General features: G+C 58.4%; 18 protein-coding genes, 1 tRNA gene and 1 pseudogene. 16 read left to right on the top strand and 4 right to left on the bottom strand.

All coding sequences use genetic code 11. The features are described from left to right. Window position 1: 1 nt before the first annotated feature. A complete protein-coding gene (locus tag GGD50_RS05725) occupies window positions 2-934 on the bottom strand; it encodes a fibrinogen-binding protein (protein ID WP_107108037.1) in 933 nt (310 codons plus the stop codon). 1,045 nt (window positions 935-1,979) lie between these two features. On the opposite strand from GGD50_RS05725, the gene GGD50_RS05720 reads away from it, so the two are divergent. The 5 genes from GGD50_RS05720 to GGD50_RS05700 all read left to right on the top strand — a co-directional run bounded on the left by GGD50_RS05720 (window position 1,980) and on the right by GGD50_RS05700 (window position 8,388). Next, window positions 1,980-2,774 carry a helix-turn-helix transcriptional regulator gene (locus GGD50_RS05720; protein ID WP_107108036.1) on the top strand — a complete coding sequence of 265 codons (795 nt, stop codon included), beginning with the start codon at window positions 1,980-1,982 and terminating at the stop codon, window positions 2,772-2,774. A gap of 597 nt (window positions 2,775-3,371) precedes the next feature. After that, window positions 3,372-4,997 (top strand): glycosyltransferase, encoded by a 1,626-nt coding sequence (locus tag GGD50_RS05715; protein WP_245407461.1) that lies wholly within the window; start codon window positions 3,372-3,374, stop codon window positions 4,995-4,997. Between the two features lie 161 nt (window positions 4,998-5,158). Next, window positions 5,159-5,623 carry a MarR family winged helix-turn-helix transcriptional regulator gene (locus GGD50_RS05710; protein WP_107108035.1) on the top strand — a complete coding sequence of 155 codons (465 nt, stop codon included), beginning with the start codon at window positions 5,159-5,161 and terminating at the stop codon, window positions 5,621-5,623. Beyond that, a complete protein-coding gene (locus GGD50_RS05705; RefSeq protein ID WP_107108034.1) occupies window positions 5,616-6,854 on the top strand; it encodes an HlyD family secretion protein in 1,239 nt (412 codons plus the stop codon). Before GGD50_RS05710 ends, GGD50_RS05705 begins: the two co-directional genes overlap by 8 nt. Then, a complete protein-coding gene (locus tag GGD50_RS05700; RefSeq protein ID WP_107108033.1) occupies window positions 6,847-8,388 on the top strand; it encodes a DHA2 family efflux MFS transporter permease subunit in 1,542 nt (513 codons plus the stop codon). Before GGD50_RS05705 ends, GGD50_RS05700 begins: the two co-directional genes overlap by 8 nt. Before the next feature lie 74 nt (window positions 8,389-8,462). Here GGD50_RS05700 and GGD50_RS05695 read toward each other — a convergent pair whose 3' ends face one another. Further along, window positions 8,463-9,059 carry a DNA-3-methyladenine glycosylase gene (locus tag GGD50_RS05695; RefSeq protein ID WP_107108032.1) on the bottom strand — a complete coding sequence of 199 codons (597 nt, stop codon included), beginning with the start codon at window positions 9,057-9,059 and terminating at the stop codon, window positions 8,463-8,465. A gap of 713 nt (window positions 9,060-9,772) precedes the next feature. Here GGD50_RS05695 and GGD50_RS05690 point away from each other — a divergent pair. Further along, the gene (locus GGD50_RS05690; RefSeq protein ID WP_107108030.1) at window positions 9,773-10,291 is read left to right on the top strand and encodes a hypothetical protein; all 519 of its coding nucleotides are present in this window, start codon (window positions 9,773-9,775) and stop codon (window positions 10,289-10,291) included. A gap of 104 nt (window positions 10,292-10,395) precedes the next feature. On the opposite strand, the gene GGD50_RS05685 is transcribed toward GGD50_RS05690, so the two are convergent. After that, window positions 10,396-10,485: transfer RNA gene (locus tag GGD50_RS05685), tRNA-Ser, on the bottom strand. Between the two features lie 289 nt (window positions 10,486-10,774). Between GGD50_RS05685 and GGD50_RS05680 the strand changes: the two are divergent. From GGD50_RS05680 to GGD50_RS05655, 6 genes and pseudogenes are all read left to right on the top strand, one after another. Continuing rightward, window positions 10,775-11,400, top strand: a pseudogene (locus tag GGD50_RS05680) (flavodoxin family protein). Continuing rightward, window positions 11,393-12,265 carry a sigma-70 family RNA polymerase sigma factor gene (locus GGD50_RS05675; RefSeq protein ID WP_107108149.1) on the top strand — a complete coding sequence of 291 codons (873 nt, stop codon included), beginning with the start codon at window positions 11,393-11,395 and terminating at the stop codon, window positions 12,263-12,265. The pseudogene GGD50_RS05680 and the gene GGD50_RS05675 overlap by 8 nt, the downstream one beginning before the upstream one ends. A 355-nt stretch (window positions 12,266-12,620) precedes the next feature. Beyond that, window positions 12,621-13,778 (top strand): septal ring lytic transglycosylase RlpA family protein, encoded by a 1,158-nt coding sequence (locus GGD50_RS05670; protein ID WP_107108028.1) that lies wholly within the window; start codon window positions 12,621-12,623, stop codon window positions 13,776-13,778. A gap of 70 nt (window positions 13,779-13,848) precedes the next feature. Next, window positions 13,849-15,063 carry a D-alanyl-D-alanine carboxypeptidase family protein gene (locus GGD50_RS05665; protein WP_107108027.1) on the top strand — a complete coding sequence of 405 codons (1,215 nt, stop codon included), beginning with the start codon at window positions 13,849-13,851 and terminating at the stop codon, window positions 15,061-15,063. A 153-nt stretch (window positions 15,064-15,216) separates the two neighbouring features. Further along, window positions 15,217-15,900 carry a dTMP kinase gene (gene tmk / locus GGD50_RS05660; protein WP_107108026.1) on the top strand — a complete coding sequence of 228 codons (684 nt, stop codon included), beginning with the start codon at window positions 15,217-15,219 and terminating at the stop codon, window positions 15,898-15,900. Continuing rightward, window positions 15,897-16,934, top strand: coding sequence for a DNA polymerase III subunit delta' (locus tag GGD50_RS05655; RefSeq protein WP_107108025.1), 1,038 nt, complete (start codon window positions 15,897-15,899; stop codon window positions 16,932-16,934). The genes tmk and GGD50_RS05655 overlap by 4 nt, the downstream gene beginning before the upstream one ends. On the opposite strand, the gene GGD50_RS05650 is transcribed toward GGD50_RS05655, so the two are convergent. Next, window positions 16,931-17,674 (bottom strand): sulfite exporter TauE/SafE family protein, encoded by a 744-nt coding sequence (locus GGD50_RS05650; RefSeq protein ID WP_414124012.1) that lies wholly within the window; start codon window positions 17,672-17,674, stop codon window positions 16,931-16,933. The two genes, GGD50_RS05655 and GGD50_RS05650, sit on opposite strands and share 4 nt — an antisense overlap. 306 nt (window positions 17,675-17,980) lie before the next feature. Here GGD50_RS05650 and metG point away from each other — a divergent pair, with 306 nt between their 5' ends. Genes metG through GGD50_RS05630 form a run of 4 tightly spaced genes read left to right on the top strand, consistent with a single transcriptional unit; the run spans window position 17,981 to window position 21,645 of the window. After that, window positions 17,981-19,534: a methionine--tRNA ligase gene (metG, locus tag GGD50_RS05645; protein WP_107108024.1), complete on the top strand. Its 1,554-nt coding sequence runs from the start codon at window positions 17,981-17,983 to the stop codon at window positions 19,532-19,534. A gap of 8 nt (window positions 19,535-19,542) precedes the next feature. Then, window positions 19,543-20,325 carry a TatD family hydrolase gene (locus GGD50_RS05640; RefSeq protein ID WP_107108023.1) on the top strand — a complete coding sequence of 261 codons (783 nt, stop codon included), beginning with the start codon at window positions 19,543-19,545 and terminating at the stop codon, window positions 20,323-20,325. 4 nt (window positions 20,326-20,329) lie between these two features. Next, entirely contained in the window at window positions 20,330-21,157 is an 828-nt protein-coding gene (locus GGD50_RS05635; RefSeq protein WP_107108022.1) for an MBL fold metallo-hydrolase, read from the top strand. Beyond that, complete coding sequence (locus GGD50_RS05630; RefSeq protein WP_107108021.1) at window positions 21,154-21,645, top strand: YbaK/EbsC family protein; 492 nt, start codon at window positions 21,154-21,156, stop codon at window positions 21,643-21,645. Before GGD50_RS05635 ends, GGD50_RS05630 begins: the two co-directional genes overlap by 4 nt. The last annotated feature ends 196 nt before the right edge of the window (window positions 21,646-21,841 follow it).

Here is a 21,841-nt window from a genome sequence, read left to right as displayed (position 1 = left end):
ATCAGGAGTCGCCGGAGGTCACGTGATGATCGCCGCCTACGGTGATATCGGCAGTATTGGTGAGCAGATTGGCGCCCTGGACCACTTCCTGATGGAAGCCCGAATTGGAGATGATGGCGGTAGAATCCGCTGTCGCCGTACCGGTCATGTCGTGGCCCACGCTCGGCACCCCGTTCCAATTGAACGTCGGGTCCAGATCGAGACCGTCGGCATGGGAATGGCCACCCTCGGCCGTTAGGTCGATGCTGGCACCCTGGTTTTGCATCTGCACATCATAGGCCTGATCCTGATCGGCGAGATTGTTGGCCTGAACCAGACTGAAGCCGGTATCATTGCCGCCGCCGCCCAGCGCATTGTTGAGCACGCCATCGATATTAAGATTGAAGGAGTAATCGTCTCCGAGATTGAAGGTCAGATCATGGCCGGCTACGCCGAGATTGCCAACATCATGGACATCCTTGATCGTTCCAAAATCGTAGTCCGAAGTGGAATGAGTGCTGGAGTCGCTGTAGGAGTAGTTGTCGCGGTTGTCACCGTTGTTGTTGGCTTCGGTGTGGACGTCGGTATCGGTCTTGGTAATGGCCTTGTAGTCATAATCGTAACTGTTGTCGCGATTATCACCGTTGTTGTTGGCCTCCGTATGGATGTCGGTGTCAGTCTTGGTGATTACCTTGTTGTCGTGGTTTTCATCATAGCTGTTATCGCGATTGTCGCCATTGTTGGTGTTGTCGCGATTGTCGCCGTTGTTCTTGACGTCGAGATCCGTATCGGTGGTATTGTTGCTGTTGTTGTTGTTGGCAACGCCAACAAGACCAGTCGAACCGTCATCCACTTCCGTGGAATTAACGGCGCTGGTCGCGAGGCCATCCGCCAGCGCGCCGACTTTCAGGTCGTCATCCGCGCTGACATTGGCAATATCAAAATCAGGAGACATCATACATTTCCTCCAAATGAGGAGGCCGTCTCGGGAAATCCCTCTCATCTAAACGGGACTTTCTCGCGGCGGCCCCAACTGTTAACGTTGCGGCAGGTGTACGCACTACATGTCTACCGACAAAACCGGCCTGTTGGTTCAGACCTGGCCTATTGGGATTTGCAGCTACGCCAAACAAAATGCGCAAATCCGCCCTGGCGCTTGGTTAGAGCGTCAACGCCTTCTGCTTTCTGTTGTCTCTAAGAAATCAGGGGAGGAGGAGGTTGTCCGGGACGCGAGACAAAGGACCGGAATGCCGTTTTTTCCCCAAGCTCCGCGGTTGGTGCGGAACGGTGGGACTTTGACCCAAAACAAGGCAAGCTCATAGATACCAATTCGGGCTAGCGCCCTGTTTCGGTTTCATAAATCGGATTTCGCCCGAGGAGCGCCAAGGATTTAAAGCGCTGTTGTCATTCGGTTTTTCAAGATTTTCTCGGCTACCCGTCGTCTCGTCGGCATCACGAATGCGTTATCGCCGTTGGTATAGTCTTAATCCGACCGGCTTAAACGACTAGAAATTGTCGCGCCACATCCAAGTAATATATTTCAAAAATCTAACTAAGTCGGCAGCCGTTGCAAAAATGGATCATGCCTATGAAATTTCAAATTGTAATAAAAAGTATATCGACGCTTACTATGCTTTGAGCCAGTCTTCAGTTCACCGAGTCGTTCTACCGATTTCGGTCGATTTAGGCCATTATCAGTCGACGGGTGACCTCCACCTTAGGTTAGCTGATTAAACAGAAACGCCCGAAAATGTGCAGAACTAAGCACAAGTACGGCACCCAATTTGGCCAAATTCCCACATTTGTGATAATTTTTAGAGCTTTCGCGGCAAAACTAACCCCTTTGGGCAATTTCCAACTACGATCGCATGGATTAATATAGTTTTATATTAATTAAGAAGACTGCATAAACAGTCCTATCAGGGCACCGTGCTCATAAAAAACATTCCGGCAAAAAGCGGGTTAACTAGACATGGCTGCGAGCTTTGGGGGATGCACAAATGTACATCGCAAGCGTAAGAACAGGGGATGCTGAAGACAACCACAATATCATAAACTTAAAAGAGACTATCGTCGTACTGGCGGATGCCGATCTCTTTTCTGAATGCCTGGTGCAAACTTTGGGCACCAGATTTGCAGCATACGACATCATCAGCATTACTGACCCGAAGGCGCTTCAGGGCAAAGCTCTGGAGGGCGTTAAACTGATCCTGCTATACCATCTTCAATCCGAGGACATGCAGGATACTTTACATACAATAAGGGCGAATTCGCCTGGAATATCAATCGGGCTGGTCGTCGAAACGATCGATCTGCACGATCCATACGTGGCCAGACTTGTCGAAGGACGGAATATACACGGCGTTCTGCCGCTCAATCTCCGCCTCGATGTGTTCATGGCAGCGATCGATCTGTTGATGAAAGGTGGCGAACACTTCCCCTCGGCGCTCCTGCGCCGGCTCTCTGGGGACACGCCGCATCTCAATCAGCCGCTCTATCAGGCACAGACGCGCTTTACCAACGGCCATAGACCCTACGAGGATGCTATCGCCATGCGCAGCGGCAGTCTACAGGCGCTGACCACACGCGAGGTCCAAATATTGGATCTCATTTGCAAGGGGACACAGAACAAGATCATAGCGGACCAGCTCAGCCTGTCCGAAAATACGGTCAAAGTTCACGTCCGCAACATCTACAAGAAAATGAATGTCCGCAATCGAACGGAGGCGGCCTCACGCTTCTTCAATTCGGACAACGGGCTGGATCGGGATCCGTCGCGTCGGTGGCGAAACTGATCCACAGATAGGAATTGAGAGGGGACGACCGTTCGCGACATCGTGGGCGGTCGTTTTCTTTGTTTGCAGGCCCCAAGCCGGAAATCCCATCGCGCCGAACAAGGCTCTGATCGAGGCCAATCAACTGGCGCCCCACCTCCCTGCCGTAGCGTTAATCCAGCCGCTTAGGTCCCTCCTGAAAGTGGACTACGCTTATGCGCGACGCGGCCAATAACTCACCTGTGAAATAGCTATTTAGTATAGTTTGCCTAATCATTCATCAGATTTCCGTTGACGTAGCGTAAAGTCGTTTTATCATCTGCTTATTCACCAAGTTAATATCCGATTCGATACTGGTAAAAATTGGCGATTCACACGAATTATTACTGCAAATAAATTTGCGTTACTATTCTCATTCAAAGTCTTTTAAGTACAGCATGCGGCCTACAGGCGCCGTTAGTTGACAAGGGGATGGAGGTGTAGTGCGTAGATTTGTTCCGACGGATGGCGATTTTTTCTCCTCAAAAAGATCGCCATCCACCCCCCTCCATCAAGCTGAAACGGTTCTTGTCAGCGGCGGAACGCCGCCACCCTCTCTTTCGCTCCGAAGGTGATGTCATGGGCAAGATCCCCGCTGCTATCGGTGTCCACGCCATGCGTCGGCCGTCCGTCAATCCAGGCGATATCGGTCCAGCGACTGAGCAGGTATTCGAAGGCAGGATGCGCTTTGCCAACCTGATCGGCATTACCGTCTGGACGGCGACCATGACCTTCTTCTGGCTGTGGTGGTTGCGCAGCGATCATGTGATCGGCTGGCCGTCCTATCTGCTGGTGACGCTGGCTCTTGCCTTGATCACCGGGCTGCCGGCCTATTTCATCGTCATCGTCCATGATGCGCGGCGTATGCCGCAGGCCGGGCCATTGCCTGCGGGGCGCATCGCCATGGTCGTGACCAGAGCATCATCCGAATCTCTTTCCCTCGTGCAGACGACGTTGCGGGCGATGCTCGATCAAACGGGCTGCGATTTCGATGTCTGGTTGGCGGAGGAAAAACCCAGCCTGGACATGATGAAATGGTGCATGGAACACGGCGTTTTCACCTCCACGACGCGCGAGAGTGCCGGGGCTGACGCTCGCGATACTTCGCTGCATTGCAAGCAAGGCAATCTCACGTCCTTCTACGACCACTTCGGCTATGAAAGATATGATTTCGTTGTGCAATTCGACGCCGGCGACGTGCCCGAGAGGACGTATCTCCGTGAGATGGTTCGGCCGTTCCGCGACCCCGGCATCGGCTATGTGTCGGCGCCGAGCATCTGTGACGCTGATGCGGCATCGAGCTGGGCGGCGAGGGGCATGCTCTTTGCCGAAGCCGGCGTTCAGGGTTTGGTGCAGTCCGGCTACAACAACGGCTGGGCGCCACTCTGCGTCGGCACGCATTACGCTGTACGCACAGCGGCGTTGAAAGAAATCGGTGGGCCGAGACAGGAACCGGCAGAAGGTCTTTCGACGACGCTGGCGATGAACGCCGGCGGCTGGCGCGGGATACATGCGCTGGATGCGATCGCCCACGGCAACGGTCCGGCGACTTTCACCGATCTGATGATGCAGGAATTTGACCGGTCACGCAGCCGGATGACGACCCTGCTGCGGCATGCGCCGGATTACATGCCGAAACTGTCCGGATGGTTGAAGTTCCAGTTCCTGTTCTCCGAGCTTTGCTATCCGCTGTTTTCCCTGGGCTTGGCTGTCCTCTTCATCCTGCCGATCGTGGCGCTTCTGACGGGCCATAGCTTTGTCGACGTTACCTATCCCGCTTTCCTGCTGCATTTCCTGCCGATCGTTGCCGCATTGATCGCGCTGGTCTTCATCTGGCGTGCGACGGGCACGTTCCGACCCGCCAATGCCAAGATCGCAAGCTGGGAGAGCGTGGCATTTCTTCTCCTGCGCTGGCCTTGGTCGCTCATTGGCTGCGCAGCCGCTATTCGCGACCGTCTTACACATTCCCGAGGCGATTTCCACGTTGCGCCGAAGAGGGTGGCAGCAGGGCAAGCGCTGCTGCTTCGCGTGTTGGCGCCCTATATCGTGCTCAGCCTCGGTTCCGCGCAGGCGATGGCCTTTGCTTTCGACCGGGAGACTGCCCAAGGCTTCTTTATCTTTGCCGCGATCAACGCCCTGGTCTATGCGGCGCTAATCGGGCTGATTGTCGCCCGACATGTAACGGAAAACACGCTTTCCCGTTAGGCGCACCTAACACCCGCGCCCCTGCGACTTCTTTGCGACACTCCCTGCGACATTTTTGACGATCTGCGCAACATCGGGCCTTGGCCCCTTGTATCGCATGGTCACTTACTATACGTAGCAAGCATTATAAGGTTGCTTATGAATAGCAGGCTTCTTATATCATGAATGCGACACCCACTCTCGGCTTTCTCCTGCATGACGTTGCCCGGCTTCTTCGCAAGCGGTTCGAGCAGCGCGCGAAGGATATGGGATTGACGCGTTCGCAGTGGCAAACGCTCGCCTATCTCTCGAACAATGAGGGGATCCATCAGGCGGGTCTTGCCGAGATGTTGGAAATCGAGCCGATCACCTTGGTGCGAATTCTCGACAAGTTGGGCGAGCGCGGCCTGGTCGAGCGCCGTCAGCATCCGAACGATCGCCGAAGCTGGCTGCTTTACCTGCGCGAGGAAGCGCGGCCGCTGCTCGACACCATGCGCAGCATGGGCGACCAAACCCGCAAGGAGGCCCTGGATGGGGTCTCTGCCGAAGATCATGAGCGCCTTTATCAGTTGCTCACCGTTATGAAATCGAACCTCGTCCAGGCCTGCCGCATGACGGTGGGCGACAAAGAGACAAATCATGGCTGATGCATCCTCTTCGCTTCGCGTACCCGCGAACGCAAATTCCGCTAACGAACAGACCGCAATCGGGCAGAACCAAGCCGCCGTCGCCGAGGCGCCGTCTTCCAATCCGGCGCCGGCGCCCGCTGCTGCCGGTGCCGCCGTTCCAGTTGCTCCCCCTGAGAAGCCGCGCAAGCGCCGCAGCCCGACACGGCCGATCCTCTTCGCGATGCTGCCGGTCGCCCTTGTCATCGGCGGCTATTACTACGTCACCGGCGGGCAGATCATGTCCACCGACAATGCCTATATTCAGGCCGATATGGTCGGTGTTTCGACCGATGTTTCCGGCACGGTGATTTCGGTCGACGTGCATGAAAACGAGACGGTGAAGAAGGGGCAGGTGCTCTTCCGCCTGAAGCCCGATTCCTTCCGTATTGCCTTGGACGGCGCTGAGGCGCAGCTCGGCACTGCCCGCAACCAGATCCTGAACCTGCAGGCGAGCTACAAGCAGTCGCTGGCGGAAATCGCCCAGGCGCAGGCCGACATTCCCTATTACCAGACCGAATATGACCGCCAGCAGAACCTGATCAACAGCTCGGTCGCCTCCAAGGCGGCCTATGACCAGGCCAAGCACAATCTCGATGCGGCCCAGCAAAAGGTCTCCGTCGCCCAGGCACAGGCGGCAACCACACTCGCGCAGCTCGGCGGCAATGCCGACCAGCCGGTGGAACAAAATCCGGTCTACCTGCAGGCCAAGGCGGCCGTCGACAATGCGCAGCGCGAGCTCGACGACACGGTCGTGCGCGCGCCATTCGACGGCATCACCGCCAATGTTCCGTCGCTTCAGGTCGGCGCCTATTTGACGGCTGCGCAGCAGGGCTTCTCGCTGGTTTCCACCACCCATATGTGGATCAACGCCAGCCCGAAAGAAACCGAGCTCACGCATGTCCGGCCCGGCCAGAAGGTCTCGATCTCGGTCGATGCCTATCCGGGCGTAACTTGGAAGGGCACCGTCGCCAGCATCTCGCCGGCCTCGGGCTCGAGCTTCTCGCTGCTGCCGGCGCAGAACACTACCGGCAACTGGGTCAAGGTCGTGCAGCGCATTCCGATGATCGTCAGCATTGACGATATGCAGGGCAAGCCGCCGTTGCGCGTCGGCATGAGCGTCGTCGCCGATGTGGATACCGGTCATGCCCGCGGCCTGCCGGACTTCGTTGCAAACCTGTTGGGTCAATCCCGCGGTCAGGACCATGAGTAACGCCGCGGCTTCACCCTCCGGCCCGATCGCCAATCGCGGCGCGATCACCGCCTGCGTCATCCTGGCGGTCATCATGCAGGCGCTGGACACCACTATCGCCAACGTTGCTCTGCCCCATATACAGGGTGACGTTTCGGCAAGCGCCGATCAGATCAACTGGGTTCTGACCTCCTATATCGTTGCCGCCGCCATCATGACGCCGCCATCCGGCTTCTTGTCGGCAAAGTTCGGGCGCAAGCGCGTGCTGCTGGTTGCGATCGCTGGCTTCGTCGTCGCCTCCGTTCTCTGCGGCCTGGCGCAATCGCTGAACCAGATCGTCGGCTTCCGCCTGCTGCAGGGCCTGTTCGGTGCGGCACTCGTGCCGCTGTCGCAGGGTATTCTCCTCGACATCTACAATGTCGAGGAGCGCGGCAAGGCCATGGCATTGTTCGGCGTCTCGGTCATGGTCGGCCCGGTGCTCGGGCCTGTTATCGGCGGCTGGCTGACGGACAATATGAGCTGGCGATGGGTGTTCTACATCAACGTGCCGATCGGCGCGCTCGCCTTTGCCGGCATCGTCATCTATGTGACGGAAACCAAGTTCGACGCGCTCGCCAAGCTCGATATATTCGGCTTCAGCATGCTGTCGGTCGCCATCGGCGCCCTGCAGCTTTTCCTGGATCGCGGCGAGCAGCTCGATTGGTTCTATTCAGGCGAAATCATCGTCGAGGCTCTGGTTTGCGCCGCGGCCTTCTATCTCTTCCTGGTGCACACGTTCACGGCGGAGCGGTCCTTCGTGAACCCGCGATTGTTCCTGGACCAGAATTTCGCCGTCAGCATGCTGTTCATCTTCATCGTCGGCGTCACCTATCTGGCATCGCTGGCGCTGATGACGCCCTATCTGCAGACATTGATGGGCTACCCAGTCGTGACAGCCGGCATCGTCATGGGGCCGCGCGGCCTCGGCACGATGCTGTGCATGTTCGTCGTCGGGCGGCTGATCGGCAAGGTGGATACGCGCTGGCTGCTGTTCTTCGGCCTCGCCCTGACCGCATGGGCGATGTACGACATGACCGGCTGGACGCCCGATGTCTCGCAATGGACGCTGATTTCGGTCGGCTTCGTCCAGGGCGCGGGCCTCGGCTTCCTCTTCGTGCCGCTCACGACGATCGCCTTTGCGACGCTGCCGGCTCATATGCGCGGCGAGGGGACCGGCCTCTACAATCTTTCGCGTAATATCGGCTCGAGCGTGGGCATCTCCGTCGTCTCGGCGCTGATCACCGAGAATACCCAGGTCAATCACGAATCGATCGCCGCCTATGTAACGCCGTTCAACCATGCTTTCGATGCGACGGTCGCTCAGGCCGTCAGCCCGGTCACGTTGGCAGGTCGCGCCGCGCTCGACGGCGTGATCACCACGCAGGCGACGATCATAGCCTATATGGACGATTTCAAATTGCTGATGCTGATGTCGATCTGCGCCATGCCGCTGCTTGTGCTGCTGCGCAAGCCCAAGGCGCCGCCGGCCGTCGACCACAGCATCGCGATGGAGTAACCGCGCAGTCTTTCCAGTTTCACTGCGCGGCAGCATGGGCCGCCGGGCACCACCCCGGCGGTCCTTTTTCTTTTTTAAGGAAAGCGGCGGCTAACGAAGCGCGAGCCGGCGGCGCCGAAGCGCCATAGCGGCTCGATGTTTTTCGTAATCCCGATCCGCTTGCCGGCCACCACCGGTATCGGTTCGGCCAAGGCGAATTCGAAGGGTGCCGCATCCAGCGCCAGCCCGTTCAGGCTGATATCCACGCCCAAGGCCTGCGTCAGCTTTCCCGGCCCGTTGCAGAGATCGACGAAGTCGGCAACACCGCGCCGCCGGACCATGTCCTCAATGCCGCTCTCCGGCTCCAACGCACGGATGAGTACGGCGCTGGCACCTGCGCAGACGAAATTCAGGCACCAGTGAATGCCGTATGACCGGTAGATATAGACACGCCCCGCCGGACCGAACATCGCCGCCGTGCGCGCCGTCGGCCCGCGAAAGCTATGGGATGCCTCGTCATCAGGCCGATAGGCCTCTGTCTCGACGATGCGACCGCCGGCGCCGGCAACGGTGAGACGAGTGCCGATCAGCTCGGACGCAATGATAGTTGCGTCGCGGGAAAAGAAGGCTGTGAGGGCAGGGCCAGTCAGAGGCTTGGGGCCGATTGATAGGGGCTGATCGCTGGGCGTCATAGGCGAGGGCGGCGTCCGTTGGTTATTCGATGCCGAGTCTTGTGTGCAAGGCTCTCACATCTCGGGAATTTTGTCGCGGAGATCATGGCCGGATGGGTTTCATCGCATCGATCTGTATCATTTCTTTATGCGGGTTCAGAAACGAAATGTTCTCTGATAGGGAAGGGGCGTGTGAGACTCGGACTGGAAGAAAATGGCTGCGCGGGATCGATATTCAAGAAAGCTCGAATGCTCTCGTTGTGGCAATAACGGCTTTGCCGAGGTCTCGGAGGATGACAATCCCCGCCGCGAGAACCCCGGTTTTCTCGTGGACGAAATGCCGTCGGGCTTTTCCGACGAACGCAAATCGAACGATCCGGCGAAATACATGATCCGCTGCCGCTGTGGCAGCGTCTTCCCGTTCAAGCAGAAATCTCACTATGCGCCCGGCGGCGAACCAAGGAGATAGCGGCACCATCTGCGTGAGCGAATTCGTTGGACGCAGAGTTCTTCTGCTTGAGCGTCAACACCTTAGACGCGCCAACGCGTGCAGGGAAAATGCTGGCGACGGGCCAAAAATTGCTCAGTAGTGGAAAGAAACTCACTTCATCAAGCCTGCCGGTTTCCGTTACGCCATATGGAAAATGTGCGGAATTTGAGCTGGTACTCCACCAATTTACTTTTCCTATCGTTGAGGCATTATCTATGTTCACAACTTTGGGGGAGTAGTCGTGATGGGCATCTTCACATCTGATAATATTGCCTCATTGTCAGGCATAGTCATCGTAGCGATCACGCTTATTTTGATCTTTCAAGGTAGAGAAGTTTCTTCCGGCCACGCTATGGTGCTGGCTGCGGGCGCTGCGCTGATGCTTCTTCCATCAGTCTCCAATTTTGAATGGTCTAATGGTGGCCTCAAATATACCCGGCGCGATGAGACTGCTGATCTTGCTAGTCAAGTTAAAAAATTGGCTGAGGACAACATACAAGCTAATGAAACGATAAAGCAGACCACGGAAGCCTTAAAAGTTGCAAATGAGCGACTTAATAGGCTGGAAGCGGGTGGTCAGACGTCGCAAAATCCAGCCCCCCAAGACGGGGGAGCTAAGCCACCAGTAAAATTCGACTGGGGAAAATACAGCCAACCTACATTTTTTGAAGATCTCCTTAAGAAAAGTGATCAGAGCGTTCAGTTGAGCAACCAAAATCGCGATGCGCTCACGACGTTCCAAAAGCAGTTCAATGCAAAATAATAAATGTGTATGGCTGTCAAAGCCCCAGCCAAACTAGGCATCTGAAACCGGCCCAACCGGATAAGTAAGATGCCTCGTGATCCACGATTGATAGATTGGGCTTTTGGCGGAAGAGGTGGGATTCGAACCCACGGTACGGTTTCCCGCACGCCGGTTTTCAAGACCGGTTCCTTAAACCACTCGGACACTCTTCCATCAGTTTGATATTAAAGGATTTTATTCTTCTAATATCAAGTGCTGCCGCCGTGATTGATTACGCGCGTCGCAGCTACTTCAGTTTCCGATTTGCGCTTATAGCGACTTGCAACGCCGCGTCAACTTGTTCGGCTGCATCAGCCTGCATTCCCGGCAAAACATGCGAACAGAGAATCCAAGGTGTCATGATGAGGACAGCCGACGACCGTCAAAAAACACCTGACCATGTCACAATCAGCCCCCTACCTTGTCATGTCCTTCGCAACACCATTTTCGAAGGAGAAAACAATGATCCGCCAGCGTATCGCAATCGTCTATCATAGCGGCTACGGGCATACGGGCCGTCAGGCCGAAGCCGTGACGGCGGGTGTTGAGCAGGTCGAGGGGATGGAGGCCCTTCTGCTGAGTGTGGACAAGGTGGAGCGCCACTGGGATGATCTCAATGCGGCGCAGGCGATCATCTTTGGGTCGCCGACCTATATGGGCTCAGTCTCCGCGTCGTTCAAAGCTTTCCAGGAGGCAACATCGCATGCCGTTCTCGCCAGCGGCTATCTGTGGAAGGACAAGATCGCGGCTGGCTTCACCACCTCCGGGTCACGATCCGGTGACAAGCTTTCGACGTTGATTCAGATGATGATCTTTGCGGCGCAGCACGGAATGCATTGGGTCGGCCTCGATCTTCCGCCGGCGAACTGCTCCTCAACCGGCTCCGAAGAGGACATGAACCGTCTCGGTTTCTGGCTCGGTGCGGCGGCACAGGCGAACACGGATGAAGGCCCGGAGACCGCGCCGCCAGCATCCGATCTCGCGACTGCGCGCTATCTTGGGCGGCGTGTGGCGTTGTGACGACGCTGCAGTTCGTTCGTGGCCGCCAAGCCGCCCCGCTCCAATACGCTCTTGCCGCCCATGACTGAGGCGCCTTCCGATCCGATCTTTTCCGAACAGCGCCCGCGCCTCGTCCGGCTTGCCTATAGGATGCTCGGATCCGTCGCGGACGCGGAGGATATCGTGCAGAATGCTTGGCTGCGCTGGCTTGGGACCGATCATGCCTCCGTTCGCGAACCGGCGGCATTCCTTCGGACCATCGTCACCAGGCTTTGTCTGAACGAGTTGAAATCCGCTCGCCGTCGCCGGGAGTCCTATGTGGGGTCCTGGCTGCCCGAACCGATCTTCGATCCGGAGGACGGCGATGCGGCCGATGACATAACCTTGCCCCTGATGCTAGCGCTGGAGCGTCTTTCACCTCTGGAGCGTGCCGCCTTTCTCCTGCATGACGTGTTCGGCATGGATTTCGACGACGTCTCCTCAGCAATCGGTCGCGAAGCTGCCACTTGCCGCAAGCTTGCAAGCCGGGCGAGGGCGCATGTCGCTGAGGCCCGGCCTCGTTTTGCCGTCGACAAGGAGCAGGGGCTCAAGCTTGCCACCGCCTTCTTCACTGCGTCGAGAACGGGAGACATGGCAGCCCTTCAAGCCTTGCTTTCCGAGGATGTCGTTGTCTATGCCGACGGTGGCGGCAAGGTGGCGACGTCGCGGCGGCCACACATCGGGCTCACAGCCGTCATGCTGCTTCATGAGCAGTTGGCACGAATTTTCCGGGCGCAACCCTCACAACTGATCCACTATACCGTCATCGATGGCTTACCAGGTTTCGTAACGGTGGAAGGCGGCAATGTCGTGCAGACGACCGCGCTGCACATAGAGCAGAAAAAGGTCGTTGCCATCTACTGCACGCGCAATCCGGACAAGCTGCGGCATGCTATCGGCGCGATGCCACACTGATAGTTGGCGATATCTATCACGACAAAATACTGATGCGTCTTGAGACAGGCGCCTGAAAGAACTGCCCCCAAATATGCCGAGTGCAATAGCAATCCGATCGCGTCTGTCGCGATCCGGGGAAGCCATCAGTGGACTGGAAATACACTCAGCGCCACTACTTCAGCTTAGCCAATTTTAGTCATTCATTAACCATAATCTTCAGAAATATCCGTTTCCGCTTAAATCCGATCGCAAATTCGACAACATGCAATCATGATTAAAGTACCGTTAGGTGATTGAGGCGTAGCAGGAAACCGGTTGAGGGATATGCCGGTGCATGCCTTGCCATAGTAATTTGATTAACGGCGTGGGACAGATGAAATTCGAGAATCGTGCGGTGACATACGCAACGGGTATGCGTTGGTTTGCTCTCTCTCTGATGTGCGCCACCGTTTCCGCCTGCGGAACCTCCCAGCAGGTTGCGACGAAGCGTCAGCACGGCAAAGAATATTTCTCTGAAAAAGAATACGGCGTTAAGGCGAGCCCGCGGGTTGCCTTCAACGGACCGATCCCGAAGGGCGGCGGCCGGTTCATGGTCGGCAATCCCTACCAGGTCAAGGGCCAGTGGTATTATCCCAAGGAAGACTATGCCTATAACAAGGTCGGTATCGCTTCCTGGTATGGCTCGGCCTTTCACGGACGCCTGACCGCAAACGGCGAGGTCTACGACCAGCAGGCGCTCACCGCCGCGCATCCGACCTTTCCGCTGCCGAGCTATGCGCGCGTCACCAACGTCGAAACCGGTTCCTCCATCATCGTGCGTGTGAACGATCGCGGGCCTTATCATCCTGGCCGCATCATCGATCTTTCCAATAAGACGGCGCAGATGCTCGACCTTCAACACAGCGGCACCGGCGACGTGCGCGTGCAATATGTCGGCCGCGCCCGCATGGACGGCCATGACGACCCCTATCTGATGGCCTCCTACATTCCGAAGGGCTCGCGCCTGCCGAGCATCAATCCCGGCGGCCAGATCGCAACGGGCGTGATGGTCGCTTCGAATGGCGGCATTACCGCCGATCAACTGCCTGATTCCGATAGTGTCCGCCGACCGAACCGCCAGCAGCGCAGCTTCAACACCGCGCCATCGCTCGCGCCGATCCTGCGGCAGTCGCCTTATTCCGCGACCGCCTTTGCCGGCTCGACGCCGACCTCCTACAACGGTAACAAGCGCAACAATCCGCCGCCGATGACCTGGAACGGCGGCGCCATGCCGTCGGTTGATCCCGTCGAGCCGACGATGGTCGTTCTGCCGCAGATCGGCCCCGTTCCCTATGAGCGTCCGGATTTCGCACCGGGCATGGCGAGCCTCGATGCGCCGTCGTCACTCGCTGCCTATCAGGACGCACCGGTCAAGACAGTCTATGTCGATCTCGCTTTCGATGCTGTCATGGTGCGCAATGACGGGCTGACGCAGGAATCGATCCTCTCCGCCTATCACCGTCAGCATCAAGCTCAAACGCAAGTCGAATGATCGGCGTCATTGCCTGAATCTTCACCCCTGGCTAATATGATTTTGGGGTCGATCGGATTGGGGAGCCGGCATGCTAAGACGCCTCTTTTTCGCGTTTTCCTTCTTCCTTATCGGAATTGAGTGCCTGCCAGCCGTCGCGCAACAGGCACCGGCGCCCGCTTTCGACACCAAGGCCGCACAGGCCTTCATGATCGAAGCCTCCACCGGCACGATCCTGCTCGCCAAGGATGAGAATCAACCGATTTCCCCGGCCTCGCTTGCCAAGCTGATGACCCTCGATGTTATCTTCGATGCTGTCGGGCGAGGGGAGATTTCGCTCGATACGGAATATCCCGTTTCCGAAAATGCCTGGCGCAAGGGTGGCGCACCGTCGCGCGCATCGACCATGTTCGCAGCGCTGAAATCGCGCGTGCGTGTCGGCGACCTGATCCAGGGTGTCGCCGTGCAGCAGGCCAATGACGGCTGCATGATCCTTGCCGAAGGCATTTCCGTGAATGAAACGGAATTCGCCCGGCGCATGACGGCGCATGCGCGCGAGATCGGCATGCCGAAAGCGGTCTTCACCAATTCCACCGGTCTTCCGGATCCTGACGATCCCAATGGCGGCAGCAAGGTCTCCGTACACGAACTGGTGACGCTGGCGCAGGACCTGCAGCAGAAACACGCCGATCTCTACAAATACCTCGGCCAGGCGGATTTTACCTGGAACAGGATCTACCAGCGCAACCGCAATCCGCTGCTCTTGCTGAATATCGGCGTCGACGGCCTCGGCACCGGCTTTACGGAGGGCGAGGGCTATTCGATCGTCGCTTCCATCCAGCGCGACGGCCGGCGGCTGTTCCTGGCGCTTGGCGGCCTGAAATCGGACAAGGAACGCACCGAGGAAACCCGCCGCGTGCTGGAATGGGGCCTCAGCAACTTCAAGAGCCAGCGCATCTTTGCCGATGGCGAGGTGATCGGCGATGCCAGCGTCTATGGTGGCGCGCAGTCGACGGTCGGCCTGCTCGCCAAGGTCCCGGTCGATGTCTATGTGCCGCTCAACAATCCCGACCGCCTGTCGGCCCGCATCGTCTATCGCTGGCCGCTGACGGCGCCCGTCGCAGCCGGCTACGAAGCGGGCACGCTTCGCGTCTTTTCCGGCGCGCGGCTGTTGCGCGAATTGCCGCTCTATACAAAAGATGCAGTCGCCCAGGGGACGCTCAGCAGCCGCGCCTTCGATGCCTTCATGGAGCTGACGGAATCGCTGCTGTTCTCCTGGCTTTGGGACACGCCGACGCCGACTTGATTGTTTCCCGTCCTGTGAAATCCCTTGTTTACAGCCTATATAGAATGTCAGGCTCGGATAGTTTGCGTGGTTTCGCCGGCGAACATCTTGGGTTAAACAGGGCACAGGTCACGCTACGGCAAAAATGCGGAAAACAAGTGCAGGACATGATCATTGGCTGATGCAACCGGATTGTTCGTGAGCTTTGAAGGCGGGGAAGGGGCAGGCAAATCGACCCAGATTCGCCGCCTGGCGGAACGGTTGCGCGGGCTCGGTCATGACGTGCTGGTGACGCGGGAACCGGGCGGCTCGCCGGGTGCGGAGGCGGTGCGGCATGTCCTGCTTTCGGGTGCAGCGGAAATGTTCGGCACGCGCATGGAGGCGATCCTGTTTGCCGCCGCGCGCAACGATCACGTCGAAGAGGTCATCCGCCCTGCGCTCGCGCGCGGTACGATCGTACTTTGCGATCGCTTCATGGATTCCTCGCGCGTCTATCAAGGCGTTACCGGCAATCTCGAACCTGATTTCATCGAGGCTCTGCAACGCGTCGCGGTCAACGGCGTGGTGCCGGACTGCACGCTGATCCTTGATATTCCCGCCAAGATCGGCCTGGAGCGTGCCCGCAAGCGTGCTTCGGCAAGCGCTGCACCGGATCGTTTCGAGAAAGAGGAAATGCAGACGCATGAGAAGCGCCGCGAGGCCTTTCTCGACATAGCAGCGCGCGACCCCGGCCGCTGTCACGTCATCGATGCGCAGCGCTCCGAAAATGACATTGCCGATGAAATTGCCAGCATCGTCGAAGAGCGGCTGACATCAGCAGACGGTATGCCAGCCGTCAGACCGGAAGTGGCGCAATGAGCGAAGAGCGGCCAGGCGTTCTCGACGGTGCGATTGCGCCGCAGGATAACACGCGTCTCTTCGGCCATGAGGAGGCCGAAGCCTTCCTGGCGCAATCCTATCGCTCGGGCAAGGGTCACCATGCCGTTCTGATCGAGGGATCGGAAGGCATCGGCAAGGCAACGCTCGCCTTTCGCTTTGCCAATCATGTCCTGTCTTACCCCGATCCTGCCACGGCGCCCGAGACGATCGGCGACCCAGACCCGGCTTCCGCTATCAGCCGGCAGATTTCCGGCGGAGCCTCGCACAACCTGCTGCATCTTGCCCGTCCGGTCGACGACAAGACCGGCAAGGTAAAGTCCGCGATCACCGTTGATGAGGTGCGCCGTGCCGGCAAGTTCTTTTCACAGACCTCCGGCACCGGCAATTGGCGCATCGTCATCATCGATCCGGCCGACGATCTCAATCGCAGCGCTGCCAATGCCATCTTGAAGATCCTCGAGGAGCCGCCGAAGCGGGCGCTGTTCCTGGTACTGTCGCATGCGCCGGGCAAGCTGCTGCCGACCATCCGCTCGCGCTGCCTACCGCTAAAACTGGCGCCGCTGAGCGACGATGCTTTGGGGAAGGCGCTGGCACATCTCGGTATTGGCTTGTCACCGGGGCAGGGCGCGGATTTGCTTGCTGCGGCCAAGGGGAGCGTCAGCGAAGCCCTGAAATTGCTGAACTATGGCGGCGGCGAGATCGTCGCGGCCTATGAGCAGGTCATCTCGACGGATGGTCCTGCGGCACGCCGGGCAATGCATCGCCTCGCCGACGCCCTTTCGGCGAAGGAAAGCGACACGATCTTCGGCTTCTTCGTGTCCCATATCGGCGACGACATCATGGCCCGGGCGAGGGCGGCTGCTCTGGAGGGACACCTCACCGTGGCCGAAAGACTTGCCCGGCTCTATGCCGATGTCACCGAGCGGCTTACCGTATCACAGGCTTATAACCTCGACCGCAAGCAAACGATCATCACTATTCTCGGCGATCTGAAGCAGCAGCTTTCCGCTTAAGGAAAGAGTAGTTTCCAGGCAACGATCATCAAGGTGACGGCTAGAACCATCCGGATCAGCCGCTCGTGCAGGCGCGGCGCCAGCAGGCTGCCTGCGACGATGCCGGGAATCGAGCCAAGCAGCAGTGCGAACAACATCGTCCAGTTGATCTCGCCGATGAACCAGTAGCCCATGCCGCCGATCAAGGTCAGCGGCACGGCGTGGACGATGTCCGAGCCGACGATCTCGCGCACATCGAGGTGCGGATAGAGCACCAGCAGCACGGTGACGCCGAGCGCGCCGGCGCCGACGGATGTCATGGTGACGAGCGTGCCGAGCATAAGACCAAGGACGAGCGTCAGCAGCGCGACGGTGCGGGGCGTCAGCGTCCCGCGCTCGCCCCGCCATTTCCGGATAGCGCTCAGCACCTGGCCGCGAAAGATCAGCATCAATGACGTCAGAAACAGGAGACAGCCCAGGGACACGGTGATCGCATGGGCAACCGCTGGGCTCTCGCGATTGACGCCAGCCATGATCCACAGCATCGCGAGCGCAGCGGGCACGCTTCCCGAGGCGAGCAAGCCCACTACTTTCCAGTTCACCCGCCCGTGAATGCCGTGAACCGCAGTGCCGGCGGTCTTGGTGATCGCGGCATAAAGAAGATCGGTTCCAACGGCAGTAGCCGGATGCACGCCGAACAACAGGACCAGCAACGGCGTCATCAACGACCCGCCGCCGACACCGGTGATGCCCACCAGCATGCCGACGAAGAAGCCGGAAAAAGAATAGAGGGGTTGGAACGACGCAGGAAAACTCAAAGCCACGGCCCTTTCAAGCCGTTGGACGGGCTGCTAAAAATGAAAATGGAATTCACGACGGCCCCTGTCCTGCTCTTTGGTTTTCTGAAGGGGTAAAGCCGAGGTGAGATCGAGTCAAGCGAGAGACGCCCACAAAGCAAGGAATGCTGCGTGCGCGAAACTTGATGTTTCGCTCCCGGCAAACATGCGCTAAAGCGAGCGAGAGCAAGAATAACAATGACGAAACCGTAAACCGGACCATTGCCTGATATGACCGAAAAGACCCCGTTCTACATCACCACCGCGATCGCTTACCCCAACGGCAAGCCGCATATCGGCCATGCCTACGAGCTGATTGCCACCGACGCCATGGCGCGTTTCCAGCGGCTGGACGGGCGTGATGTGTTTTTCCTGACCGGCACGGACGAACACGGCCAGAAGATGCAGCAGACGGCGCGCGCCGAAGGCCTGACGCCGCAGCAGCTAGCCGATCGCAATTCCGATGAATTCCAGGCGATGGGCAAGCTGCTGAACGCGTCCAACGACGACTTCATCCGCACCACACAGGCCCGCCACCACGAGACCTCGCAGAACATCTGGAACCTGATGGCCGACGCCGGCGACATCTACAAGGATTCCTATGCGGGCTGGTATTCGGTGCGGGACGAAGCCTATTACCAGGAAAACGAAACCGAGCTGCGCGCCGACGGCGTGCGCTATGGGCCTCAAGGCACGCCGGTCGAATGGGTGCAGGAGGAAAGCTATTTCTTCAAGCTCTCGGAATACCAGGACCGCTTGCTGAAGCACTACGAGGAGAACCCGGATTTCATCGGGCCGGCCGAACGCCGCAATGAGGTGATCTCTTTCGTCAAATCAGGCCTCAAAGACCTGTCGATCTCGCGTACGACGTTCGACTGGGGCATCAAGGTCCCGAACGACCCGGCTCACGTCATGTATGTCTGGGTCGATGCGCTGACGAACTACATCACGGCGACCGGCTATATCGAGGACCGGAACAATCCGCGGGCGAAATACTGGCCGGCCGATGTTCACATCATCGGCAAGGACATCATCAGATTCCACGCCGTCTACTGGCCGGCTTTCCTGATGTCAGCGAAGCTGCCGCTACCGAAGCGCGTCTATGCCCATGGCTTCCTGCTCAACAAGGGCGAGAAGATGTCGAAGTCGCTCGGCAATGTCGTCGATCCGGTCAATCTGGTGAACCATTTCGGCCTCGACCAGGTGCGCTATTTCTTCCTGCGCGAAGTTTCCTTCGGCCAGGACGGCAGCTACAGCGAAGAGGCGATCGGCACGCGCATCAACTCCGATCTCGCCAACGGTATCGGCAATCTCGCCAGCCGCTCGCTGTCGATGATCGTCAAGAATTGCGACGGCAAGATCCCGGAATGCGGAGAGCTGACCGACGAGGACAAGGCATTGCTGGCGCAGGCCGATGCACTGCTGGCGTCGACCCGCGAAGACATGGGCAAGCAGCTCATCCATCGCGCTCTGGCTTCGATCATCGCCGTCGTCTCCGAAAGCGACCGCTATTTCGCTGGCCAGGAGCCGTGGGCGCTGAAGAAGACCGATCCGGCCCGCATGGCGACCGTGCTCTACGTCACCGCCGATGTCGTGCGCCAGATCGGCATTCTCCTGCAGTCCTTCATGCCAGAGTCTTCGGCCAAGCTGCTGGATCTGATCGCCATTCCTGCCGATAAGCGCGATTTCGCCGCACTCGGCGAGGCCGGACGTCTTGTTGCCGGAACGCCGCTAGAAGCCCCGAAACCGGTCTTCCCGCGCTACGTCGCGCCGACTGCCGAATAAGGTTTTCCATGCTGATCGATACGCATTGCCATCTGGATTTTGCCGACTTCGAGGAGGAACGCGACGCGATCGTTGCGCGCGCCCATGAGGTTGGCGTCAAGCAGATGGTCACCATCTCGACCAAGGTCAGGAAGCTCGATGGATTGCTGGCACTCACCGAGCGCTATCCGTCGGTTTTCTGCTCGGTCGGCACGCATCCGAACAGCGCCGATCAGGAGCTGGATATCCAGACGGAAGATCTCGTGCGGCTGGCCAAGCAGCACGAGAAGATCATCGCGATTGGCGAGGCGGGGCTGGACTATTTCTACGACACCGTGAAACCGGAAGATCAGAAGACCGGCTTCCTGCGTCACATCGCGGCTGCGCGCGAAACGCAATTGCCGCTGGTCATTCACAGCCGCAGCGCCGACGAGGACATGGCCGCGATCCTGACCGACGAAACAGGGAAGGGGGCCTTCCCCTTCATCCTGCATTGTTTCTCCTCCGGCCCGGCCCTCGCCCGCACCGGCGTCGAGCTTGGCGGCTATATTTCCTTCTCCGGCATTCTCACCTTCCCGAAATCCGAGGAGTTGCGCGAGATCGCCAAGACGATCCCGCATGACCGGCTGCTGGTCGAGACCGATGCGCCGTATCTCGCGCCCAAACGCTGGCGCGGCAAGCGCAATGAGCCGTCCTATGTCGTCAATACAGCCGAGGTGCTGGCGGATACGATCGGCGTCAGCATGGACGAGATCGCTGCGGTCACCACCGAGAATGCGTTCCGCTGCTTCTCCCGGATGACGAGGGTCTGACGGCGTGACCCATCGGCGGCGCTTCACCATATTGGGCTGCTCGTCGTCGCCGGGCGTGCCGCGCATCACCGGCGATTGGGGCGCTTGCGATCCGAAGAATCCGAAAAACCGGCGTACGCGTGCTGCTTTCATGATTGAGCAGATCGCGCCGGATGGCGGCGTTACCACTGTCGTCATCGATACCGGGCCGGATTTTCGCGAGCAGATGATCCGTGCCGGCGTCGGCTCCATCGACGCAGTGCTCTATACGCACGCCCACGCTGACCATATCCACGGCCTGGACGACCTGCGCGGCTTCTTCCACAATTCTCATGAGCGCATTCCGATCTATGCCGATCAGCCGACCATGGACCGCATCAGTGAGGGTTTTGGCTATTGCCTGGAGACGCCGCCAGGCAGCAACTATCCGCCGATCGTGCGGCCGATCATCATTGAAAGCCTGGACAAAAGCTTCACGGTCGAAGGGCCGGGCGGCCCGATCACCTTCTGGCCGCACAAGCAGCAGCACGGCGACATCCACTCGCTTGGCTTTCGCATCGGCAACCTTGCTTATTGTAGCGATATCAGTGACTTCCCGGCGGAATCTGTCGAGAGAGTTCAAAACCTCGACGTCCTGATCATCGATGCGCTTCAATACCGGCCACACCCGAGCCATCTCTCGCTGGAGCAATCGCTTGCCTGGATCGAACGGCTGCAGCCACGGCACGCGATCCTGACGCATATGCACACACCGCTCGACTATGCGACCGTGCTTGCTGAAACACCCGACAATGTCGAGCCGGCCTACGATCAAATGCGGATCGAACTCGATGTGGAGGATGATGATCTATGAGCGAGGACAGCAAGAAGCTTTCAAGCCTGGAGCGCGTCGAACTGGCAGCTCGCGATCTCGGCCTCGACATCGTCATCAAACGCATGGAGCAATCGACCCGCACGGCGGAAGAAGCTGCCAATGCGGCCGGCTGCGCTGTTGGCCAGATCGTCAAATCGCTGGTCTTCGTCAATGCAGAGACTCACGGCCTGACGCTGCTTCTTGTTTCCGGCGCCCACAATGCCGATACAGCATATATCGCGACCACTTACGGACTGCGCCTGAAGCGCGCTGACATCGACCGGGTTCGCGACGAAACCGGCTTCGCCATCGGCGGCGTCGGACCGATCGGCCATCGTGTGAAACTACCGGTTTTTATCGACGAAAGCCTGTTGAGCTACGACCAAGTGTGGTGCGCAGCAGGACGGCCGGACAGCATCTTTGCTTGCGATCCAAAAACCTTGGCGGAGAAGACTGGAGCCCAGATTATCCGCGTAAAGGCGGTTTGAGGCGAGCTTAGCTTGCCTCCTTCACATGGATTTTAGTTCCATAATCTATCTTATGTGACTTTCAGATGTGGCGGGGTACATTCTATTTCCAAGTGCGACATGCCAATGATTTCAATGGCTTCACTTTAGCGATTTTGGCATGTCTTGATGTTATTCGCAGCCAACCCTCGCCGATCGCCGGACGTTCGTAGATTGA

Source organism: Martinezella paranaensis (genome assembly GCF_014200235.1).
Taxonomy (GTDB): Bacteria; Pseudomonadota; Alphaproteobacteria; order Rhizobiales; family Rhizobiaceae; genus Rhizobium; species Rhizobium paranaense.
Note: the sequence above shows the minus strand (reverse complement) of the source record. Positions and strands in the feature narration are given on the sequence as shown.

What these genes read in the sequence shown, in the direction of transcription:
- GGD50_RS05725 (WP_107108037.1), bottom strand. Translation starts at nt 934, where the DNA reads ATGTCTCCTGATTTTGATATTGCCAATGTCAGCGCGGATGACGACCTG.
- GGD50_RS05720 (WP_107108036.1), top strand. Translation starts at nt 1,980, where the DNA reads ATGTACATCGCAAGCGTAAGAACAGGGGATGCTGAAGACAACCACAAT.
- GGD50_RS05715 (WP_245407461.1), top strand. Translation starts at nt 3,372, where the DNA reads ATGGGCAAGATCCCCGCTGCTATCGGTGTCCACGCCATGCGTCGGCCG.
- GGD50_RS05710 (WP_107108035.1), top strand. Translation starts at nt 5,159, where the DNA reads ATGAATGCGACACCCACTCTCGGCTTTCTCCTGCATGACGTTGCCCGG.
- GGD50_RS05705 (WP_107108034.1), top strand. Translation starts at nt 5,616, where the DNA reads ATGGCTGATGCATCCTCTTCGCTTCGCGTACCCGCGAACGCAAATTCC.
- GGD50_RS05700 (WP_107108033.1), top strand. Translation starts at nt 6,847, where the DNA reads ATGAGTAACGCCGCGGCTTCACCCTCCGGCCCGATCGCCAATCGCGGC.
- GGD50_RS05695 (WP_107108032.1), bottom strand. Translation starts at nt 9,059, where the DNA reads ATGACGCCCAGCGATCAGCCCCTATCAATCGGCCCCAAGCCTCTGACT.
- GGD50_RS05690 (WP_107108030.1), top strand. Translation starts at nt 9,773, where the DNA reads ATGGGCATCTTCACATCTGATAATATTGCCTCATTGTCAGGCATAGTC.
- GGD50_RS05675 (WP_107108149.1), top strand. Translation starts at nt 11,393, where the DNA reads ATGACTGAGGCGCCTTCCGATCCGATCTTTTCCGAACAGCGCCCGCGC.
- GGD50_RS05670 (WP_107108028.1), top strand. Translation starts at nt 12,621, where the DNA reads ATGAAATTCGAGAATCGTGCGGTGACATACGCAACGGGTATGCGTTGG.
- GGD50_RS05665 (WP_107108027.1), top strand. Translation starts at nt 13,849, where the DNA reads ATGCTAAGACGCCTCTTTTTCGCGTTTTCCTTCTTCCTTATCGGAATT.
- GGD50_RS05655 (WP_107108025.1), top strand. Translation starts at nt 15,897, where the DNA reads ATGAGCGAAGAGCGGCCAGGCGTTCTCGACGGTGCGATTGCGCCGCAG.
- GGD50_RS05650 (WP_414124012.1), bottom strand. Translation starts at nt 17,674, where the DNA reads ATGCTGGTGGGCATCACCGGTGTCGGCGGCGGGTCGTTGATGACGCCG.
- metG (WP_107108024.1), top strand. Translation starts at nt 17,981, where the DNA reads ATGACCGAAAAGACCCCGTTCTACATCACCACCGCGATCGCTTACCCC.
- GGD50_RS05640 (WP_107108023.1), top strand. Translation starts at nt 19,543, where the DNA reads ATGCTGATCGATACGCATTGCCATCTGGATTTTGCCGACTTCGAGGAG.
- GGD50_RS05630 (WP_107108021.1), top strand. Translation starts at nt 21,154, where the DNA reads ATGAGCGAGGACAGCAAGAAGCTTTCAAGCCTGGAGCGCGTCGAACTG.